Source organism: Corallococcus sp. AB032C, assembly GCF_003668935.1.
GTDB lineage: Bacteria > Myxococcota > Myxococcia > Myxococcales > Myxococcaceae > Corallococcus > Corallococcus exiguus.
Genome location: NZ_RAWP01000048.1, coordinates 51,782 through 67,448 on the forward strand (window position 1 = coordinate 51,782; position 15,667 = coordinate 67,448).

Genomic DNA, 15,667 nt, shown 5'->3' on the forward strand with positions numbered 1-15,667 from the left:
GGCGTTCACCGCTCGAAGCGGTAGCCCAGCCCGCGCACGGTGAGGAAGTGCCGGGGCGCTTCCGGATCCGACTCGAACTTCAGCCGCAGCTGGCGCATGAAGTTGTCCACCGTGCGCGCGCTGCCCTCGTAGTGGTAGCCCCACGCGCCGGACAGCAGCTCCTCGCGGGTGAAGGTGCGGCCCGGGTGCGCCAGGAAGTGCGCCAGCAGCTTGAACTCCTGCGCCGTCAGCTCCACCGGCTGTCCGTCGCGCGCCACCGTGCGCTGGGACAGGTCCACCTTCACGTCCCCGAACGTCACCGGCGGCGGCGTGATGCCCGTGGCCCCGAACCGGCGGCGCAACACCGCCTTGATGCGCGCGAGCAGCTCCTGCAACCCGAAGGGCTTCACCACGTAGTCGTCCGCGCCCAGGTTGAGACCCAGAATCTTGTCCGACTCCTGGCCCCGCGCGGACAGCACCACCACCGGCGTGTCACGGCCGCGCTGGCGCAGCTCGCGGATGACTTCGTAGCCGTTCAGCTCCGGCAGCATCAGGTCCAGCACCAGCAGGTCCGGCGCCTCGTCCAGGGCCTTGGCCAGGCCCGTGCGGCCGTCCTGGGCCTGGAGCACTTCGTAGCCTTCGAAGCGCAGGTTCATGGACACGCCGGTGAGGATGGACAGGTCGTCCTCCACCACCAGGATGCGCTGGGGCTTCTCCTCTTGGGGAACGGACGTGCTCATGCGCGGCTCACCGGGAGCTGGAGGGTGAAGCAGCTGCCCTTGCCGGGCTCGCTCTTCACTGTGATGCGGCCGCCGTGCGCGTCCACGATGCGCTTGCTGATGGCGAGCCCCAGGCCGCTGCCCTCCGTCTTGCGCGTGAGCAGGTTGTCCACCCGGTAGAAGCGCTCGAAGATGCGCTTGCGGTCCTTCTTGGCGATGCCCACTCCGTTGTCCTCCACCGACAGGTTCACGTGTCCGCCGTCTCTCTGTGCCCGGAGGGCGATTCTGCGGTGGGTGGGCCCACTGTACTTGTAGGCATTCTGCAACAGGTTGAGCAGCGCGCCCGCCACGGCGACCCGGTCCACGTCGACATGGGGGAGCCCGTCGTCCACCTTCACGGTGAACTCCATGCTGTCGCCGTGCCGCTGCGTGCGGAAGGCCACCACCGCCGCGTCCACCACGTCCGTCACCGGCAGCGACTCGCGCTGGTACACCTTGCGGCCGCTCTCGATGCGCGCCCAGTCCAGCACCCGCTCGATGAGGTCCGACAGGCGCTCGGTCTCCTTCGTGAGCAGGTCCAGCACCTCCTGCTGCTGCGCCGGGTCCTTCAGCCGGCCCAGGGCCAGCGTCTCGATGAACATCCGGATGGAGGTGAGCGGCGTGCGCAGCTCATGGCTCACCAGCGACACGAAGTCTGTCTTCATGCGCGACAGGCGCGCCTCGCGGTAGAGCACGCGGGCGGTGTAGCCCACGCCGAAGGTGAGCGTCAGGTAGAACAGGCCCAGCAGCACGCCGTACACGGCGCGGTTGCGCGTGGACGCGCTCGCCACGGGGTCCTCGCCGGTGGGCAGCACCACCAGGCGGAAGTCCTGCAACGGCGCGGACAGCACCCGCTCCGCGAGCACCGGCTGCCCCAGCGCGTTCTGCCGGGCCTGGGCCACCTCCGACATCAGCCGGTTGACGAGCCCGCCCTCGCTGGACGTGTCGCGCGGCACGGGCAGCAGCGTGAAGCGCACGGGCTCCGACGTGGCCCGCCCCTGCGCCTTCTCCGACAGGAGCGAGTCCAGCGCCAGTCCTGACAGCCGCACGCCCCGCACGGTGGCGCCCTGGCGCTCGGCGGCCACCATCACCGCGCGGCCGCTCGTGGAGAGCGAGAAGACGGTGGGCACGGTGGGCAGCGAAGCGGCCTCTGGCACCAGCGCCGCCAGGGACTCCGCCAGCTGCGGGTCCTTCGTGCGCACCAGGCCGTTCTCCACGTGGAAGGTGCCGTCCGGGTCGGACAGCTCCTGGTCATCCGGCAGGAGGAAGGCCAGCCGCTCGCTGCCCACGCGCTCCAACCGTCCGCTGTTGAGCGCGCGCGGCACCTCCGCGGACAGGTCCGCCAGCGTCCCCCGCCACGCGGCCTCCAGGCGTTTCTCCACCGCGGCGCGCTCGTTGATGATGGCCACGACGCCGAAGCCGGACAGGCCGGCCGAGGGCAGCACGACCAGCAGGATGAGCAGCGCGAACGTGCGTCGGAAGCTGAGGATGACGGGCGCGGGACGAGACACGGCTCCCTGTGTCTACACGCGACGGCGGCCGGGTGCTCGCGGCTTTTGAGGGGAGGGAGGAGTCTTCCCGACATTGTCCGGAGGCATACGGCGGGTGGAGAGGACGTCGACTTCGGGGGGCGGCTGAGCGAGCATGCGGCTCTCGGGAAGGCGTGTGAGCAGGGCCGGCACGCTTCCGGACAGGCCGTGGGGCATGCGCGCAGGGTGGGGTCGGAGGCGCGCGCGAAAGCCTTCGCGGGAGGGGATGGCATTTCCGATGCGACGGCAGGGATGGGCCGCGCTGTGCGCGGTGACGACGCTGGTTCTGTCGGGTTGCAAGGAGCGTGAGGTCGCGGGCACCTGGAGCAATGCCTCCGGGTCCGTGGCGCTCAGCCGGGACGACTCGCTGCTCTACGTGGTGGACGCGGACAACGGCATCCTCGCCGTGGTGGACACCGCACGCCGGGAGAAGGTGTCCGAGGTGCGGGTGGGCCCGCGTCCGGAGCGCGTGGCGGTGGGCCCGGACGACACCGTGTACGTGACGAACCGGGGCGGCAGGAGCGTGTCCGTCATCCGCAAGGGAGACGCGGTGGAGGCCGCTCGCGTTCCGGTGGGCGTGGAGCCCACGGGGATGGCGCTGTCTCCGGATGGCAGCACGCTGTACGTGGTGAACAGCGCCATGCGTGAGTCCGCCGCGCGGGGCAGCCTCACCGCCATCGACACGGGCACGCTCACGGCGCGCTGGGAGCTGCCGCTGGGCGAGGAGCCGCGAGGCATCGCGCTGCTGGAGGACGGCCGCAAGGCGGCGGTGTCGCTGTTCCGGCAGGGCGACGTGATGACGGTGGACCTGTCGGACGCGAACCAGCCCCAGGTGATGCGCGGCGGCACGGACCTGCTCGCGAAGGCGAACCGGCCGTCGCCCCCCGGTGCCGGCGGGTCCTCCTCGGAGTTCGATGCGCCGGTGCCCATGAATCCCAACCAGGGCCCGCGCTCCTTCCGGTCGCGCGGCATGGTGGACCTGTTGAGCGCTCCCGACGGACGTCGCCTCTTCGCGCCGGTGCTGTGGTCGCGCGAGGACCCGCTGGGCGGGCCCGTGGACGGCCGTGGACCCAATCCGGGAGAGTCGATGTACGGCGGCGGGACGCCGTGCGGCGCGTCGGCCGGTGGCGGCGTGGTGGCCGCGGGGCTCATCACCTTCGACGCGGAGGACGAAGCGCCCCGCCCGGTGGTGGACGACCTGGACGAGTGCAAGCCGCCGCCGGAGGAGAAGCCGGACTACCCCACGTCGCTCGTCGCGAGCCCCTTGTTCGACACGCCCTTGCAGGGGCCGGCGGCGGCGGTGGTGGACCCCACGGGCGCGTGGCTGTTCCTGGTGAACCAGGACTCCAACAACGTGGCCATCCTGCCCTCGTGGCGCCGCTCCGGTTCGGACCTGGTGAACGAGACGAGCCCGGTGCGGCAGCTGATTGCCGTGGGGGCGGGCCCCAATGGCATCGCGCTCACGCGGGACGGGCGCAAGGCGTACGTCTACAACGCGTTCGACCACACGGTCAGCACGCTGGGGTCCAGCGGCAATGCGTTCGGGGACATCCGCGAGGAGGGCGAGCGCCTGGTCATCGTGGGCGACACGCTGTCGCCGATGGCGGCGGCGGGCCGGCGGTTGTTCTTCAGCGCGGTGGATGCGCGGATGACCAGCCCGTCCGTGGCGGTGTCCTGCGCGTCGTGCCACCTGGAGGGCCGCGAGGACGGCCACGTGTGGGGCTTCCCGGACGGGCCGCGCCAGACGCCCAGCCTGGCGGGTCGCATGACCACGGCCACGGCGCCCTTCCACTGGAGCGGCGAGTTCTCCGCGCTGGGGGACTTCATGAGCGCCACGGTGAAGGACCGCATGGGTGGCCAGGAGCTGGACGCGGACACGGTGGCGAAGCTGGGAGCGTTCATCGACGCCATCCCCGCGCCGGACAACGCGTTCCATGGCGAGCCGCTGACGGCGTCCCAGACGCGCGGGGCCGCCCTCTTCACGCAGGCGAAGTGCGACACGTGTCACACGGGCGCGGCGCTCACGGACAACCGCAACGTGGACGTGGGCACGTTCGTGCTCTCGGGCGTGCTGAAGGACGCGGCGGTGGTCATCAAGACAGGGCTCAACACGCCGTCGCTGCTGGGCGTGGGCCGCACCGCGCCGTACCTGCATGACGGCAGCGCGCCCACGCTCAAGGCCCGCCTGATGAACGGCCGCGAGACGAACCTGCACGGCACGACGGCGGGGCTGTCCGACGCGGACATGGACGACCTGGTGGCGTACCTGGAGACGCTGTAGCGGGGGAGCGAACCGCACCGGCGCGGTCATTCCCTCTGGAGATGACCGCGCCGTGCAGGGTTCTTGCTTGAGCCGTGCCGCGAGGGCATGGAGACCCCCGCTCATGGGTCCCACCTCTCAGTCGGCGGGTTCGCTCCGTCTCAAGATCGCGTCTTCGCCCTGGGGGCTCGTGGCGCTGCTGCTGGTCCACCACTTCGGGCTCTGGGCCTGGACGGCCTGGCGCCGGGACATCCCACCGCTCCTGGTGTTGGATCGCTGGGACTCGCACCACTACAGCACGCTGGTCCTGGAGGGTTACTCATGGCCCCTCTGGGCCTTCCTGCCGCTGTACCCGGGCCTGGTCTGGCTGGTGCGGCAGGGGCTGGGGGGCACGCTGCCGCCCCAGGTCGTCGGCGCGGCCCTGTCCACGGCATGCCTGCTGGGCTTCGTCGCGTGGAACACCCATTGGGCGCGGCAGGGGCCAGAGCGCGAAGGGATGACGGCCCGGACGCCTTGGGGGTGGTTCGTCTTCCTCTACGGTCCCGCCAGCTTCGCGCTCCACTCGCACCACACGGAGGGGCTCTTCCTGCTCCTGTCGTTCGGGGCCCTGGCGTGTGCTTCGCGTGGGCTGCTCCTGCCCTCGGCCGTGCTGGTTTCGCTGTGCCTCTTCACGCGTAACCAGGGCTGCTTCGTGGCCATCGCCGCCGCGCTCCTGGCAGCCATGCGCGAACCGTCGTGGCGCGAGCGCTTCGTGCGGTTCGGCTTCATGGGGTGTCTTGCACTGGTGGCGTTCGGAGGGTTGCTCGTCTTCGAGTGGAGCCGCTCCGGTGACCCCTTCATGTTCCTGAAGGCCCAGCGGGAGTGGAATCACGCGGACTCTGTCTGGGGTGCCATCCGGGGACTGTGGTTCGGCAATCCCTGGCACAAGGGATTCAACGGCTGGCTGGTGCTGCGGAACGTCTTCGGGGCAGCGTGGCTGGTGTTCGGGGTGATGTTGTGGCGCCGCGACCGGGCCCTGGGCCTTTATGTCCTGCTGTCACTTCTGGTGATGCTGCCTCAAGGCGACCTGGGAAATGCCTTCCGCTTCGGCGCGGTGCTCTTCCCGGTCATGTTCGTCGCGGGCGACTGGCTGGCCACGCGTCCCAAGGCGTTGCGCTGGACGGTGGCACTGCTGCTCGTGTGGCTCAATCACAAGGCCACTCACGCCTACGCCATCGCGAAGTGGCCTTACTGATTCCGCCGCGGGCTACTGCGCAGCCGGTGCGGGCACCACGGGCTTCGGACTCGCGGGCACTGGCGCGACAGGACGCGGGGAGGGGACCGGCGACGGTTTCCGGGCGCCCGTGCCCGGAGGCGCGGAGAGCAGGTCCTTCGAACCCGCGCGCGGCGCGGTGAGGCTGTCCATCGGCTCCAGCGGTTCATCCAGCAGAAGGCTGTCCCCCGCGTCGGCCGGAAGCTCCGAGCCCGCGTCCGCCGTCGTATCCCTCACGCCGTGATTCGACGTCACCGCGAGCCGGGCCACGTCCATCGCGCGGTCGGGGTCATCCCCCAGCCAGGTCACGACCACGACGCACGGCGTGTCGTCATCCCACGCAACCACCTGCGTCATGCCCTGCACGGGGTTACGGCGCGCGGCGGCCTTGCCCAGCGCCGGAATCTCCTCACCGCCCACGTTCAGCGTGGGCTCGAGCAGCGCGCGCACATCCGCGTTCGCGTAGTTCGGCTGGCAGTCATACGCCACGGACACGGACACGCCCGCCAGCGCCGCTGAACGCAGCGAGCACACGGGCCCGCACGTGGGACACGCGCGCTCCTCCTTCATCGTGAAGCCGTTCAGCGTGAGGTCGCGCAGGTCCGCCGGAAGCAGCTCCTCGCACGAGGGCAGCGTCAGTGTGGACGGCCGTCCCGGAAGCCCGATGGCCCCCGCATCCGACGCGCCCGTCGCGTCCGTGCCCGCACCGGGCCTGCTGCACGCGCCCAGGGCGAGCGCCATCAGCAGTGCACCCCGTCCGACCCTCATCCCGTTGGCTCTCCTCACCGACGCCATGCGCGCGGCGCGGATGGTAGACCGTGCCCGGCCCCCGTCATCAGCATTGTGGCGCGGCTGCCGCTTTCCGGACGCGACCGGATGGCGGGGGAGAGGTCGGGCAGGCCGGCCTCGTTCATGGGCGGAGCGTGGGCTAGGCTGCCTGCCTTCCTCCACCATGCGCCTCCCCGGTCTCCTCAGCCTGTCGATAATGGTCCTGGCGCCGGCCATTCCCGCCCGGGCCCAGACGTCCAGTCCGCCTCCGCGGAGCGCGACCCCCGACGAGTCCTGGAGCGAACCCGGCAAGCCCGCTTCCGAAGCCCCACCCGCACCAGCGCGTCCCCAGTCCGCTCCCCGCGAGGAAGTCCCCTCCCGCGTCCAGCCGCCGCCCGAAGCCGAGGGCTGGGAGTCCTTCCCCGGCGCCTCCAGCCCCGCTCCTGTCCCCGCGCCGCCGCCGCCGCCGCCCCAGGCCGCGCCGCCTCCGCTCGCGGAGCCGCCGTCCGCGCGCCGTCGCGTCAAGGCTCAGCGTCCGCCGCCTCCACTCCAGGCCCCCAACCGCTACGGTCTCTACGGCGGCCGGTCGCTGGGCTCCGGACACGCGGGCGTGGGCATGGAGCTGGGCTTCCCCTTCGTGTCCGCGCGCGGCGTGTACGGCGTGCTGGAGCACCTGGACCTGGGGCTGGGCGTGGACACCGTCTACGGCCTGATGACCGAGCTGCGCGCCAGCGTCCGCTTCACCCTCCTGGACAGCGACAACGTCAGCCTCGCCTTCGTGGTGGACGGCGGCCACGCGTTCTTCCTGCGTCCCCCGGACACGGAGGACAAGGGCGCGCGCTACTTGAGCGGCCGGCGCGACTGGAACGTGGCCCCGGGGCTGGTGGCGTCCTTCCAGGGCGACAGCCCGCGCGCGTGGCGGCCGTACCTGGATGTCCGCGCCCTGATGGCCTTCGACATGGACCCCATCCAGAAGGATCCGCTGTCCGGTGTGCCGCCCGCGTGGAAGCTGGATGCGTCCGTCCTCGTCCGGCTGGGCGCGGAGTTTCCCGTGGGTGAGAAGACGTCCTACGCTGTCTCGCTCGGTGGCGACTTCCGCAGCCGCTCCTCGGACGCGGAGTTCATGCCCACGCTGTCCGTGGGCGTGGTGTCCACGCTGTTCTGAAATCCCCCTTCCCCCTCTCGACCCGAGGTCAGCTCATGCGCGGCAGTGTCATCGGTGCAGGTTCGTTCGGAACGGCGCTCGCCAACGTGCTCGCGGTGAATTGCGACGAAGTCCGCCTGTGGGGCCGTGAGCCCTCCGCCGTGGAGGCCATCAACACCCACCACGAGAACGCCACCTACCTCAAGGGCATCCCCCTCTCCGAGCGCGTGCGCGCGACCACGGACCTGGAGGAGGCGCTGTCCGGCTCGGAGATGGTGGTGCTCGCCACGCCCAGCCACGCCACGCGCGAGGTGCTCGCGCGCGCCAAGGACTTCCTGCCCAAGAGCGTGCCGCTCGTCACGGTGTCCAAGGGCATCGAGAACGGCACGCTGCTCACCATGACGGAGCTGTTGGAGGACTGTCTGCCGGAGGAGTTCCACCCGTACGTCGCGGTGCTCTCCGGCCCCAGCTTCGCCAAGGAGCTGGCCCGTCGCATGCCCACGGTGGTGACCATCGCGTCGCACTGGGACAAGGTGGCCCAGCGCTGTCAGAAGGCGCTCCAGACGGACACCTTCCGCTCGTACACGTCCACGGACGTGGTGGGCGTGCAGTACGGCGGCGCGCTGAAGAACGTCATCGCCATCGCCGCGGGCATGGCGGACGGCCTGGGCATGGGCCACAACGCGCGGGCCGCCATCATCACGCGCGGCCTGGCGGAGATTACGAGGCTCGCGGTGCGCAAGGGCGCCAACCCGCTGACGCTGTCCGGCCTGTCCGGCATGGGCGACCTGGTGCTCACCTGCACGGGCGAGCTCAGCCGCAACCGCCACGTGGGCATGGAGCTGGGCAAGGGCCGCAAGCTGCCGGACATCCTCGCGGAGATGAAGGAGGTCGCCGAGGGCGTCAAGACGGCCAAGAGCGCGCGCGACCTGTCCATCAAGACGGGCGTGGAGCTGCCCATCTGCGAGCAGGTCTACCTCATCGCCTACGAGGGCAAGAACGCCAAGATGGCGGTGGTGGACCTGATGACGCGCCAGCCGAAGTCGGAGCTGTCCGGCGTCTGAAGGCGCCGGAAAAGCGCTAGTAGCGGCGCGGCTTGGCTTCGGGGCCCGCGCCGCGCACGCGCCACACGGTGAGCCGCTCCGAGTTCGTGTGGCTGAGCACAAGCCCTTCCGTCTGCATCTCCTCTAGCAGGCGGTTCGTCTTGAGCCGGTCCAACCCGATGGTGCGGCCCAGCATGTCGCCGGGCATGCCGCTGATGTTGCTGCGCAGCTGGTTGATGATGGCGCGCTTGAACTCGTTCTTCTGCAGGCCGTCGATGTCCTGCGTTCTCCACGCGGACAGGATGCCCCAGCCGATGAGCAGCAGCGTCACCACGGCGATGACCGGGTAGACGATGTGGCTGTTCTTCTCGAGCAGCTCGATGTAGCCGGTGGTGATGGACGAGACGGGCCGGTCGTAGTCCGGCCCGGAGTCCTGTCCGGGCAGGCCTTCGATTTGGGCCGTCAACAAAGGGATGAGCAGTTTCAGCGCGGGAGCCAAGGCCCCCCGACTCTACGGGGAGGGCCCCCGCGCCGACAACCCGCCCACCGTCAGACGACGCCGATGGACTCGGACGCACCCTCGGCGAACAGGGTGATGTCCGCCTTGGCCAGGAGCGTGGACAGGCCCTCGCGCTTCACCGCGCTGATGGCCACGCCGCCCAGGGAGCGCAAGAGCGACTCCACCTCGTCCGCGGACAGCTGGTCCGCCTTGTTCCACACCATCAGGCGCGGCTTCTCCATCAAGCCCAGCGAGGCGAGGATCTTCTCCACCGCCTCCACCTGGTCGTCGCGCGCCGGGTCGCTCGCGTCCACCACGTGCAAGAGGAGGCTTGCGTCGTACAGCTCCTCCAGCGTGGCGCGGAAGGCCGCCACCAGGTCCTTGGGCAGGTCCCGGATGAAGCCCACCGTGTCGGTGATGATGACCTCGCGCTCCTGCGGGAAGCGCAGCCGCCGGCTCGTGGGGTCCAGCGTGGCGAACAGCTTGTCCTCCGCCAGCACCTCCGCGTTGGTGATGGCGTTGAGCAGCGTGGACTTGCCCGCGTTGGTGTAGCCCACGATGGAGATGACCGGCACCTCGCGCCGGTTGCGCTGCGCCCGGCGGACGCTGCGCTCGCGGCTGATGACGTCGATGCGGCGCTCCAGGTTGGTGATGCGCTCGCGCACGCGGCGGCGGTCGATTTCGAGCTTCGTCTCACCCGGGCCGCGGCCGCCCACGCCACCGCCCATGAGGCGGCTGAGCGAGTCATCCCCCTGCACCAGCCGGGGCAGCCGGTACTTCAGCTGCGCCAGCTCCACCTGCAGCTTGCCCTCGGCCGTCTGCGCGCGCTGGGCGAAGATGTCCAGGATGAGCTGCGTGCGGTCCAGAATCTTCAAGCTCGTCGCATCTCCGATGTGGCGGCCCTGCGACGGGGTGAGGTCCTTGTCGAAGATGAGCAGGTCCACCATGGACTGCATGGAGCGCAGGTTCAGGTCCTCCAGCTTGCCCCGGCCGATGAGGTAGCGCGGATCCGCTTCGCGCTTCATCTGGAGCACGCTGTCCACCACCTCCACGCCCGCGGTGCGCGCCAGCTCCTTCAGCTCCGCGAGTGAGGACTCCGCCCGGGCGCGGTTGCCGTCCAGGCACACCGCCACCAGGATGGCGCGCTCCTTCCCGGACACCGTGCGCGCGGCCGCCTTGCGGTTGAACTCCTCCTCCAGCGCGTCCAGCGTGGACAGCAGGTCCGGCTGTTCAACGTGCACGGAGGGCAGGGTGGACACGTGCCAGAACTCGCCCGCGCCATTCTCCGGCACCAGGTAGGCCCAGTGCAGCACGCCGGGCAGGCCTTCGTTGCCCACGCCCACGGCCGCCACGCAGTCCAGGCGCAGGAGCGCCAGGTCCGTGAGGTCGTCCTTCGTCAGGGGTTCGCTCTTCAGGTGCGTGTGCACCAGCCGCAGGCCACGCAGACGAATCTGGCCCGCGCGCGCACGGCCGATGTCCGGCAGCTCCAGCTTGTGCGCGTTGCCCACCACGACGTGCTCGATGTCGCCCTTTCGGTTGATGAGGACGCCCACCTGACGGTTGAGCTCGTGCGACAGCTCGGTGAGGTGGCGGGCAAGCTCCGCGGACACGATTTCGCGCGGATCCACGCGGCGGCGGAAGGTGTTGCGCAGCCGCTGCTGCTCGCTCGACTTCAGGCCCAGGGTGTTGCCGAAGATTTCCTTCAAACCGTTTCTCCTGGCGCGGACATCGAACGACCCGCGCTGCATTCAAGGCATTGGATGGACTGGGGCCACCCGCGTTTCATGACAAAGCCCCCCAGCCAGTGTGTCGCGCAGCCTGGTGAACAACCGGCCACGCGCGTCCTTTCCCGTTCCAGCCTACGCTGCCCCTGTGACTGATTCCGCACGCAACGCCTTGCGCGGGGCCCGCCGCGTGGTGGTGAAGATTGGGACCAACGCGCTGACGAGCGCCACGGGCCGCTTCAACCGTGCCCACTTCGACGCGCTGGGGCAGGACCTGATGTGGGCCGCCGGGGGCCGGGAGCTGGTGGTGGTGTCCAGCGGCGCCATCGCCCTGGGCATGGAGCGGCTGGGGCTGCCCGCGCGCCCCCGGGACATCCCGGGCAAGCAGGCGTGCGCGGCGGTGGGGCAGAGCCGCCTGATGCAGGCGTACGAGGAAGCGTTCGGTCACGCGGCCCGGACGGTGGCCCAGGTGCTGCTCACCCACGAGGACGTGCAGGAGCGCCGGCGCTACCTCAACGTGAAGCACACGCTGGAGCGCCTGCTGGCCGCGGGCGTGGTTCCGGTCATCAACGAGAACGACACCGTGTCCGTGGACGAGCTGAAGTTCGGCGACAACGACACGCTGGCGAGCCTGGTGGCCGGCGTGGTGGAGGCGGACGCGCTGGTCCTCCTGTCGGACGTGGAGGGCCTCTACACCGCCGACCCGCGCAAGGACGCCGAGGCCCGCCTGATGCCCGCCGTGCCGCGCGTCACCGCGGACGTGCTGGCCCTGGCTGGTGACGCCACCAGCGAGGTGGGCACGGGAGGCATGGCGTCCAAGGTGCGCGCCGCCGCTCGCGCCGCGGAGCTGGGCATCCCCTGCGTCATCACCTCCGGCGCGGTGCCCGGCCGCCTGCGCGGCGTGCTCCAGGGGGAAGCCGTGGGCACGCTCTTCGAGCCCGCCGGACGCCGCAGTGCGCGCACCGCGTGGATCGCCCACGCCCTGAGGCCCCGGGGCCGGCTGGTGGTGGACGCGGGCGCGAAGGAGGCCATCGTCACCGGCAAGCGCAGCCTGCTGCCCAGCGGCGTGACGGGTGTGGAGGGGGACTTCGGCCGGGGAGACCCGGTGGACCTGACGGACTCGGCCGGGACGGTGTTCGCCCGGGGCCTGTCCACCTACGACGCCAATGAGCTCAGGCGCATCGCCGGGCGGCGGAGCACGGACATCGAGGCGGTGCTGGGCTACCGCTACCTGGATGAAGCGGTGCACCGCGACGACCTGGCGGTGCTGTAGCCGCGGTCCACGCAAAGGCCGCCTAGATGGAGCAGGAGACGGACTTCACCGTGCCGGTCGCCGGCTCCGTCAGGCGCATCAGCGCGCGGAACTCCGGGGAGTCCACCTTCATCAGGAGCAGCGAAACCTCCAGCTCCCCAGGCACCCGGCCCAGCTGGAGCTTGCGCTCCTGGCCGTGCAGCAGGGCGAGCTGCGAGTGGCCTTCCCCTTCCGGCAGGGACAGGTCCACCTGGAGCTGGAACGAGTCGCCCTCGCCCTTGGGCGTGAGCACCAGCCGGTAGTCCGGCACGGTCGCGCCCGGACGGCGGCGCTCGGCGCGAAGGGTGCGGCCCGCTTCACCCAGCAACTTGGGCTGGGCGATCAGCCGGCCGTCGCGCCGGACCTCCAGCGCGAAGTAGAGCGGTTCGGAGCGGGCGTGCGCCGGGGTGGAGACGAAGGCCAACAGCACCAGCGCCAGCCCGGGAAGCCACTTCTTCAGCAGGGAGGTGCGGTCCATGGTCGAGCCCTCGTCAAAGCATCGGTCCGCCGCGTCGGCCCCACGGCAGCCAGCAAAGCCTCCAGGAGGCCCGCTGTCGCTTCTCACCCAAATCGACAATGGCCAAGGAATAACCCAGACGCGCCCCGAGTGCGAGCCCCACACCCGGGGTTGTCTGCTGGCTTGCGGACGAAACGAGGGGTACATGACGGTACCTGCTTGCCTGTTCAGGTTGGGGCGGCTATCCCCCCCTTGGACGGAGCCAGTGCCCTCCGCTGTTCCCTTTCTGTTCGTTTCCAGGCCTGCCCCTTTCTCCCACCCCGGAAGTCCCCGGTCTCTTGATCTCCCGGGTCCTGTCCGCCATGGTCACCGATCACCTGAATGGACCGCACGGAACGCATCCTTGATCTCGTGGCACTGTTGCTCGACGCGCGGGAACCCATCTCGTGGGCCGAGCTGCGTGAGCACTTCCCCGCTGACTACGGTGGCTCGGATGACGCCGCGGAGCGCAAATTCGAGCGCGACAAGGCGGAACTCGTCGAGCTGGGCTTCCCGCTGAGCTACGTGCAGGGCGATGACGAGCGGCGCGACGGCTACCTCGTCGACCGCAACGTCTACTACCTGCCGGAGGCGGACCTCACGAAGGAGGAGCTGGCCGTGCTCTACGCCGCCGGGTCCGCCGCGCTGGCGTCCGGCGCGTTCCCGGGCCGCGACGACCTGGCGCACGCGCTGCGCAAAATCGGCTTCTTCGCCGGCGAATCCCTGCCCACCCCGCGCGTGCGCATGGAGCTGGGCACCGGCCAGCAGGGCCAGGAGAAGGAGGTCTCCGCCCGCCTGGAGCAGCTCTGGGACGCGTGCTCCGCCCACAAGTGGGTGCAGCTGACCTACGGCAGCCCCCGCAAGGACGGGGTCACGGAGCGGCGCGTGGACCCGTACGGCCTGGCGCTGCGGCGCGGCGTGTGGACGCTGGTGGGCTACTGCCACCTGCGCCAGGGCCTGCGCACCTTCCACGTCCACCGCATCCGCGAGTTGAAGGTGAACACCGCCCGGCCGCGCACGCCGGACTTCGAGGTGCCCGCGGACTTCTCGCTGGACGCCCACGTGGCCTACTTCCCCTGGCAGTACCGCTTCCACGAACCGCTGGAGGTGACGCTCCAGCTGACGGGGCCGCAGGCCTCGCGCGCGGGCTCGCTGTTCCCCGGCGCGGCGCTGGAGCCGGTGTCGGAGGGCGTGGTGCGGGCCCGCTTCCCGGTGACGTTCCTGGACGGGCTGACGCGCTTCGTCCTGTCGCTGGGACAGGACTGCCGTGTGGAGGGGCCACCGGAGGCGCGCGAGCGCCTGGAGCGGATGGCCGCGAACATCCTGGCGAAGCACGCGCCGGTGGAAGGTCAGCGGGTGAGCGCATGAGCAACGTCCATGAGCGGCTGCGCCGCCTGCTGTTCCTCGTCCCCTACGTTTCGAAGCACCCCGGCGTCACCGTGGAGGCCCTGGCCAAGGCCCTCAACATCAGCCGCGAGGACCTGCTGGAGGAGCTGGACCTGCTCACCTGCGTGGGCCGGCCGCCCTTCAACCCGGACGACTACATCGACATCTACGTGGACAACGACCGCGTCTACGTGGACCTGGATCAGCGCCTGTTCGCGCCGCCCCGGCTGACGGCGGGCGAGGCCGCGGCCCTGGCCGCCGCGGCGGAGCTGTTGCGCCCGGCCACCGGCGACGCGCTCCAGAGCGCCCTCACCAAGCTGGAGAACATCATCCCGCCCGCCGCCCGCGAGCGCTTCCGGGAAATGTACCGGAAGATTGACGCCTCCGCGGACGCGCCCCCGGCGCTGGGGCCCCTCACCCGGGCCATCCTGGAGCGGCTGGAGGTGACGTTCGGCTACGCCAGCCCCGGCCGTCCGTCGGAACCACGCCGGGTCCGCCCCTACGAACTGCTCAGCCACCGGGGCCAGTGGTACCTCCAGGGCTTCTGCCACACCCGCCAGGACGCACGCCTGTTCCGGTTGGACCGCATGGAGGACCTGGCCGTCACCACCACGGCCTTCCAGCCTCCTCCGGACGCCCGCGCGGACGTGCCCAACCCGGCCCGCGGCGCCAGCGAGGCCTCCGTCCGGGTGCGCTTCACCCCTACGGCGGCACCCTACGTGAAGGAGCGCTTCGGCCAGGACGCCCGCCCGCTCGCTGACGGAGGGGTGGAGGTGCGGGTGGCCGGAGACAGTGAGCGCTGGCTCACGCAGTGGGTGCTATCCTTCGGCGGAGAGGCGGAGGTGCTGGAGCCGGCGAGCGCGCGCGCCGCCGTTGCCCGAGCCGTACATGCCTCGATAGGCTCCTAGGACGACATGGCCTTCCAACTGACGATCTCCGAGGGAAAAGACGCCGGCAAGGAGTTCGTCTTCGACCAGGACTCCGTGCTCATCGGGCGCACCTCCGAGTGCGACGTGGTGCTGTACGACCCTGGTATCTCCCGCCGCCACTGCCGCATCTTCCAGGACGGAAGCGGCTACGCGGTGGAGGACCAGAAGAGCGCCAACGGCACGCTCATCAACGGCGCGGCCGTGCAGAAGCAGACGCTGACGGACGGCGACACGGTCACGCTGGGCCCGGTGACGTTCCTCTTCGCGATCGCCGCGGAGGAAGCGACCACCGGCGAGGACGAGAAGCCCGCGGAGGACGGCGCCAACAGCACGCGCATCGTCTCCATCGACTCCTTGCGCAAGCAGCGCAACAAGAAGGCCGCCGCGTCGCTCGTGCCGGAGGGCGCGGACGAGGAGGACCTGCAGGGCATCCGCGCGGAGTCCACGCGCATGAACATGCGCGCCATCCGCCGGCCCACCTCCAACGCCCAGCGCGCCGTGCCGCAGGAGCCGCCTCCGCAAGAGGACGCCCCCGCGGCCATCGAAAAGCCCGCTCCCGCGCCCCCTCCCGCGCGCCGCACCGGCTCCCAGTCCTCCCGCGCCGTGGCC

Annotated in this window: 14 protein-coding genes; 8 read left to right on the forward strand and 6 right to left on the reverse strand. The window is 70.7% G+C overall.

Translation table 11 applies throughout. The features are described 5' to 3' along the window. Positions 1 to 5: 5 nt before the first annotated feature. Complete coding sequence (locus tag D7X99_RS21690) at positions 6 to 719, reverse strand: response regulator transcription factor (protein ID WP_120561824.1); 714 nt, start codon at positions 717 to 719, stop codon at positions 6 to 8. Continuing rightward, positions 716 to 2,248, reverse strand: coding sequence for a cell wall metabolism sensor histidine kinase WalK (locus tag D7X99_RS21695; protein WP_121779436.1), 1,533 nt, complete (start codon positions 2,246 to 2,248; stop codon positions 716 to 718). Before D7X99_RS21695 ends, D7X99_RS21690 begins: the two co-directional genes overlap by 4 nt. Before the next feature lie 256 nt (positions 2,249 to 2,504). Between D7X99_RS21695 and D7X99_RS21700 the strand changes: the two genes are divergently transcribed. Together D7X99_RS21700 and D7X99_RS21705 are read left to right on the forward strand one after the other, a co-directional pair. Beyond that, a complete protein-coding gene (locus D7X99_RS21700) occupies positions 2,505 to 4,547 on the forward strand; it encodes a c-type cytochrome (RefSeq protein ID WP_121779437.1) in 2,043 nt (680 codons plus the stop codon). 103 nt (positions 4,548 to 4,650) lie between these two features. Continuing rightward, complete coding sequence (locus D7X99_RS21705) at positions 4,651 to 5,760, forward strand: hypothetical protein (protein WP_121779438.1); 1,110 nt, start codon at positions 4,651 to 4,653, stop codon at positions 5,758 to 5,760. A 12-nt stretch (positions 5,761 to 5,772) separates the two neighbouring features. Here D7X99_RS21705 and D7X99_RS42875 read toward each other — a convergent pair whose 3' ends face one another. Further along, entirely contained in the window at positions 5,773 to 6,546 is a 774-nt protein-coding gene (locus D7X99_RS42875; RefSeq protein WP_158627045.1) for a hypothetical protein, read from the reverse strand. 184 nt (positions 6,547 to 6,730) lie between these two features. Here D7X99_RS42875 and D7X99_RS21715 point away from each other — a divergent pair, with 184 nt between their 5' ends. Continuing rightward, positions 6,731 to 7,711, forward strand: coding sequence for a hypothetical protein (locus tag D7X99_RS21715; protein WP_199756358.1), 981 nt, complete (start codon positions 6,731 to 6,733; stop codon positions 7,709 to 7,711). A 35-nt stretch (positions 7,712 to 7,746) separates the two neighbouring features. Beyond that, entirely contained in the window at positions 7,747 to 8,754 is a 1,008-nt protein-coding gene (locus tag D7X99_RS21720; protein WP_121779440.1) for an NAD(P)H-dependent glycerol-3-phosphate dehydrogenase, read from the forward strand. Between the two features lie 16 nt (positions 8,755 to 8,770). On the opposite strand, the gene D7X99_RS21725 is transcribed toward D7X99_RS21720, so the two are convergent. Together D7X99_RS21725 and hflX are read right to left on the reverse strand one after the other, a co-directional pair. Further along, positions 8,771 to 9,232: a hypothetical protein gene (locus D7X99_RS21725; protein WP_233605040.1), complete on the reverse strand. Its 462-nt coding sequence runs from the start codon at positions 9,230 to 9,232 to the stop codon at positions 8,771 to 8,773. 50 nt (positions 9,233 to 9,282) lie between these two features. Further along, positions 9,283 to 10,938: a GTPase HflX gene (gene hflX, locus D7X99_RS21730; RefSeq protein WP_169827771.1), complete on the reverse strand. Its 1,656-nt coding sequence runs from the start codon at positions 10,936 to 10,938 to the stop codon at positions 9,283 to 9,285. Between the two features lie 166 nt (positions 10,939 to 11,104). Here hflX and proB point away from each other — a divergent pair, with 166 nt between their 5' ends. Beyond that, positions 11,105 to 12,229, forward strand: coding sequence for a glutamate 5-kinase (proB, locus tag D7X99_RS21735; protein WP_121779441.1), 1,125 nt, complete (start codon positions 11,105 to 11,107; stop codon positions 12,227 to 12,229). Between the two features lie 22 nt (positions 12,230 to 12,251). Here proB and D7X99_RS21740 read toward each other — a convergent pair whose 3' ends face one another. Next, positions 12,252 to 12,725: a hypothetical protein gene (locus D7X99_RS21740; protein WP_121779442.1), complete on the reverse strand. Its 474-nt coding sequence runs from the start codon at positions 12,723 to 12,725 to the stop codon at positions 12,252 to 12,254. Positions 12,726 to 13,085: 360 nt separating this feature from the next. Here D7X99_RS21740 and D7X99_RS21745 point away from each other — a divergent pair, with 360 nt between their 5' ends. The 3 genes from D7X99_RS21745 to D7X99_RS21755 all read left to right on the forward strand — a co-directional run. After that, a complete protein-coding gene (locus tag D7X99_RS21745) occupies positions 13,086 to 14,111 on the forward strand; it encodes a YafY family protein (protein ID WP_120576864.1) in 1,026 nt (341 codons plus the stop codon). Then, entirely contained in the window at positions 14,108 to 15,037 is a 930-nt protein-coding gene (locus tag D7X99_RS21750; RefSeq protein WP_121779443.1) for a YafY family protein, read from the forward strand. Before D7X99_RS21745 ends, D7X99_RS21750 begins: the two co-directional genes overlap by 4 nt. 6 nt (positions 15,038 to 15,043) lie before the next feature. Continuing rightward, positions 15,044 to 15,667, forward strand: a 624-nt coding sequence (locus D7X99_RS21755; RefSeq protein ID WP_147476212.1) for an FHA domain-containing protein, incomplete at its 3' end; no start/stop codon positions are given.

What these genes read in the sequence shown, in the direction of transcription:
- D7X99_RS21745 (WP_120576864.1), top strand. Translation starts at nt 13,086, where the DNA reads ATGGACCGCACGGAACGCATCCTTGATCTCGTGGCACTGTTGCTCGAC.
- D7X99_RS21715 (WP_199756358.1), top strand. Translation starts at nt 6,731, where the DNA reads ATGCGCCTCCCCGGTCTCCTCAGCCTGTCGATAATGGTCCTGGCGCCG.
- D7X99_RS21750 (WP_121779443.1), top strand. Translation starts at nt 14,108, where the DNA reads ATGAGCAACGTCCATGAGCGGCTGCGCCGCCTGCTGTTCCTCGTCCCC.
- D7X99_RS21690 (WP_120561824.1), bottom strand. Translation starts at nt 719, where the DNA reads ATGAGCACGTCCGTTCCCCAAGAGGAGAAGCCCCAGCGCATCCTGGTG.
- D7X99_RS42875 (WP_158627045.1), bottom strand. Translation starts at nt 6,546, where the DNA reads ATGAGGGTCGGACGGGGTGCACTGCTGATGGCGCTCGCCCTGGGCGCG.
- D7X99_RS21705 (WP_121779438.1), top strand. Translation starts at nt 4,651, where the DNA reads ATGGGTCCCACCTCTCAGTCGGCGGGTTCGCTCCGTCTCAAGATCGCG.
- D7X99_RS21720 (WP_121779440.1), top strand. Translation starts at nt 7,747, where the DNA reads ATGCGCGGCAGTGTCATCGGTGCAGGTTCGTTCGGAACGGCGCTCGCC.
- D7X99_RS21700 (WP_121779437.1), top strand. Translation starts at nt 2,505, where the DNA reads ATGCGACGGCAGGGATGGGCCGCGCTGTGCGCGGTGACGACGCTGGTT.
- D7X99_RS21740 (WP_121779442.1), bottom strand. Translation starts at nt 12,725, where the DNA reads ATGGACCGCACCTCCCTGCTGAAGAAGTGGCTTCCCGGGCTGGCGCTG.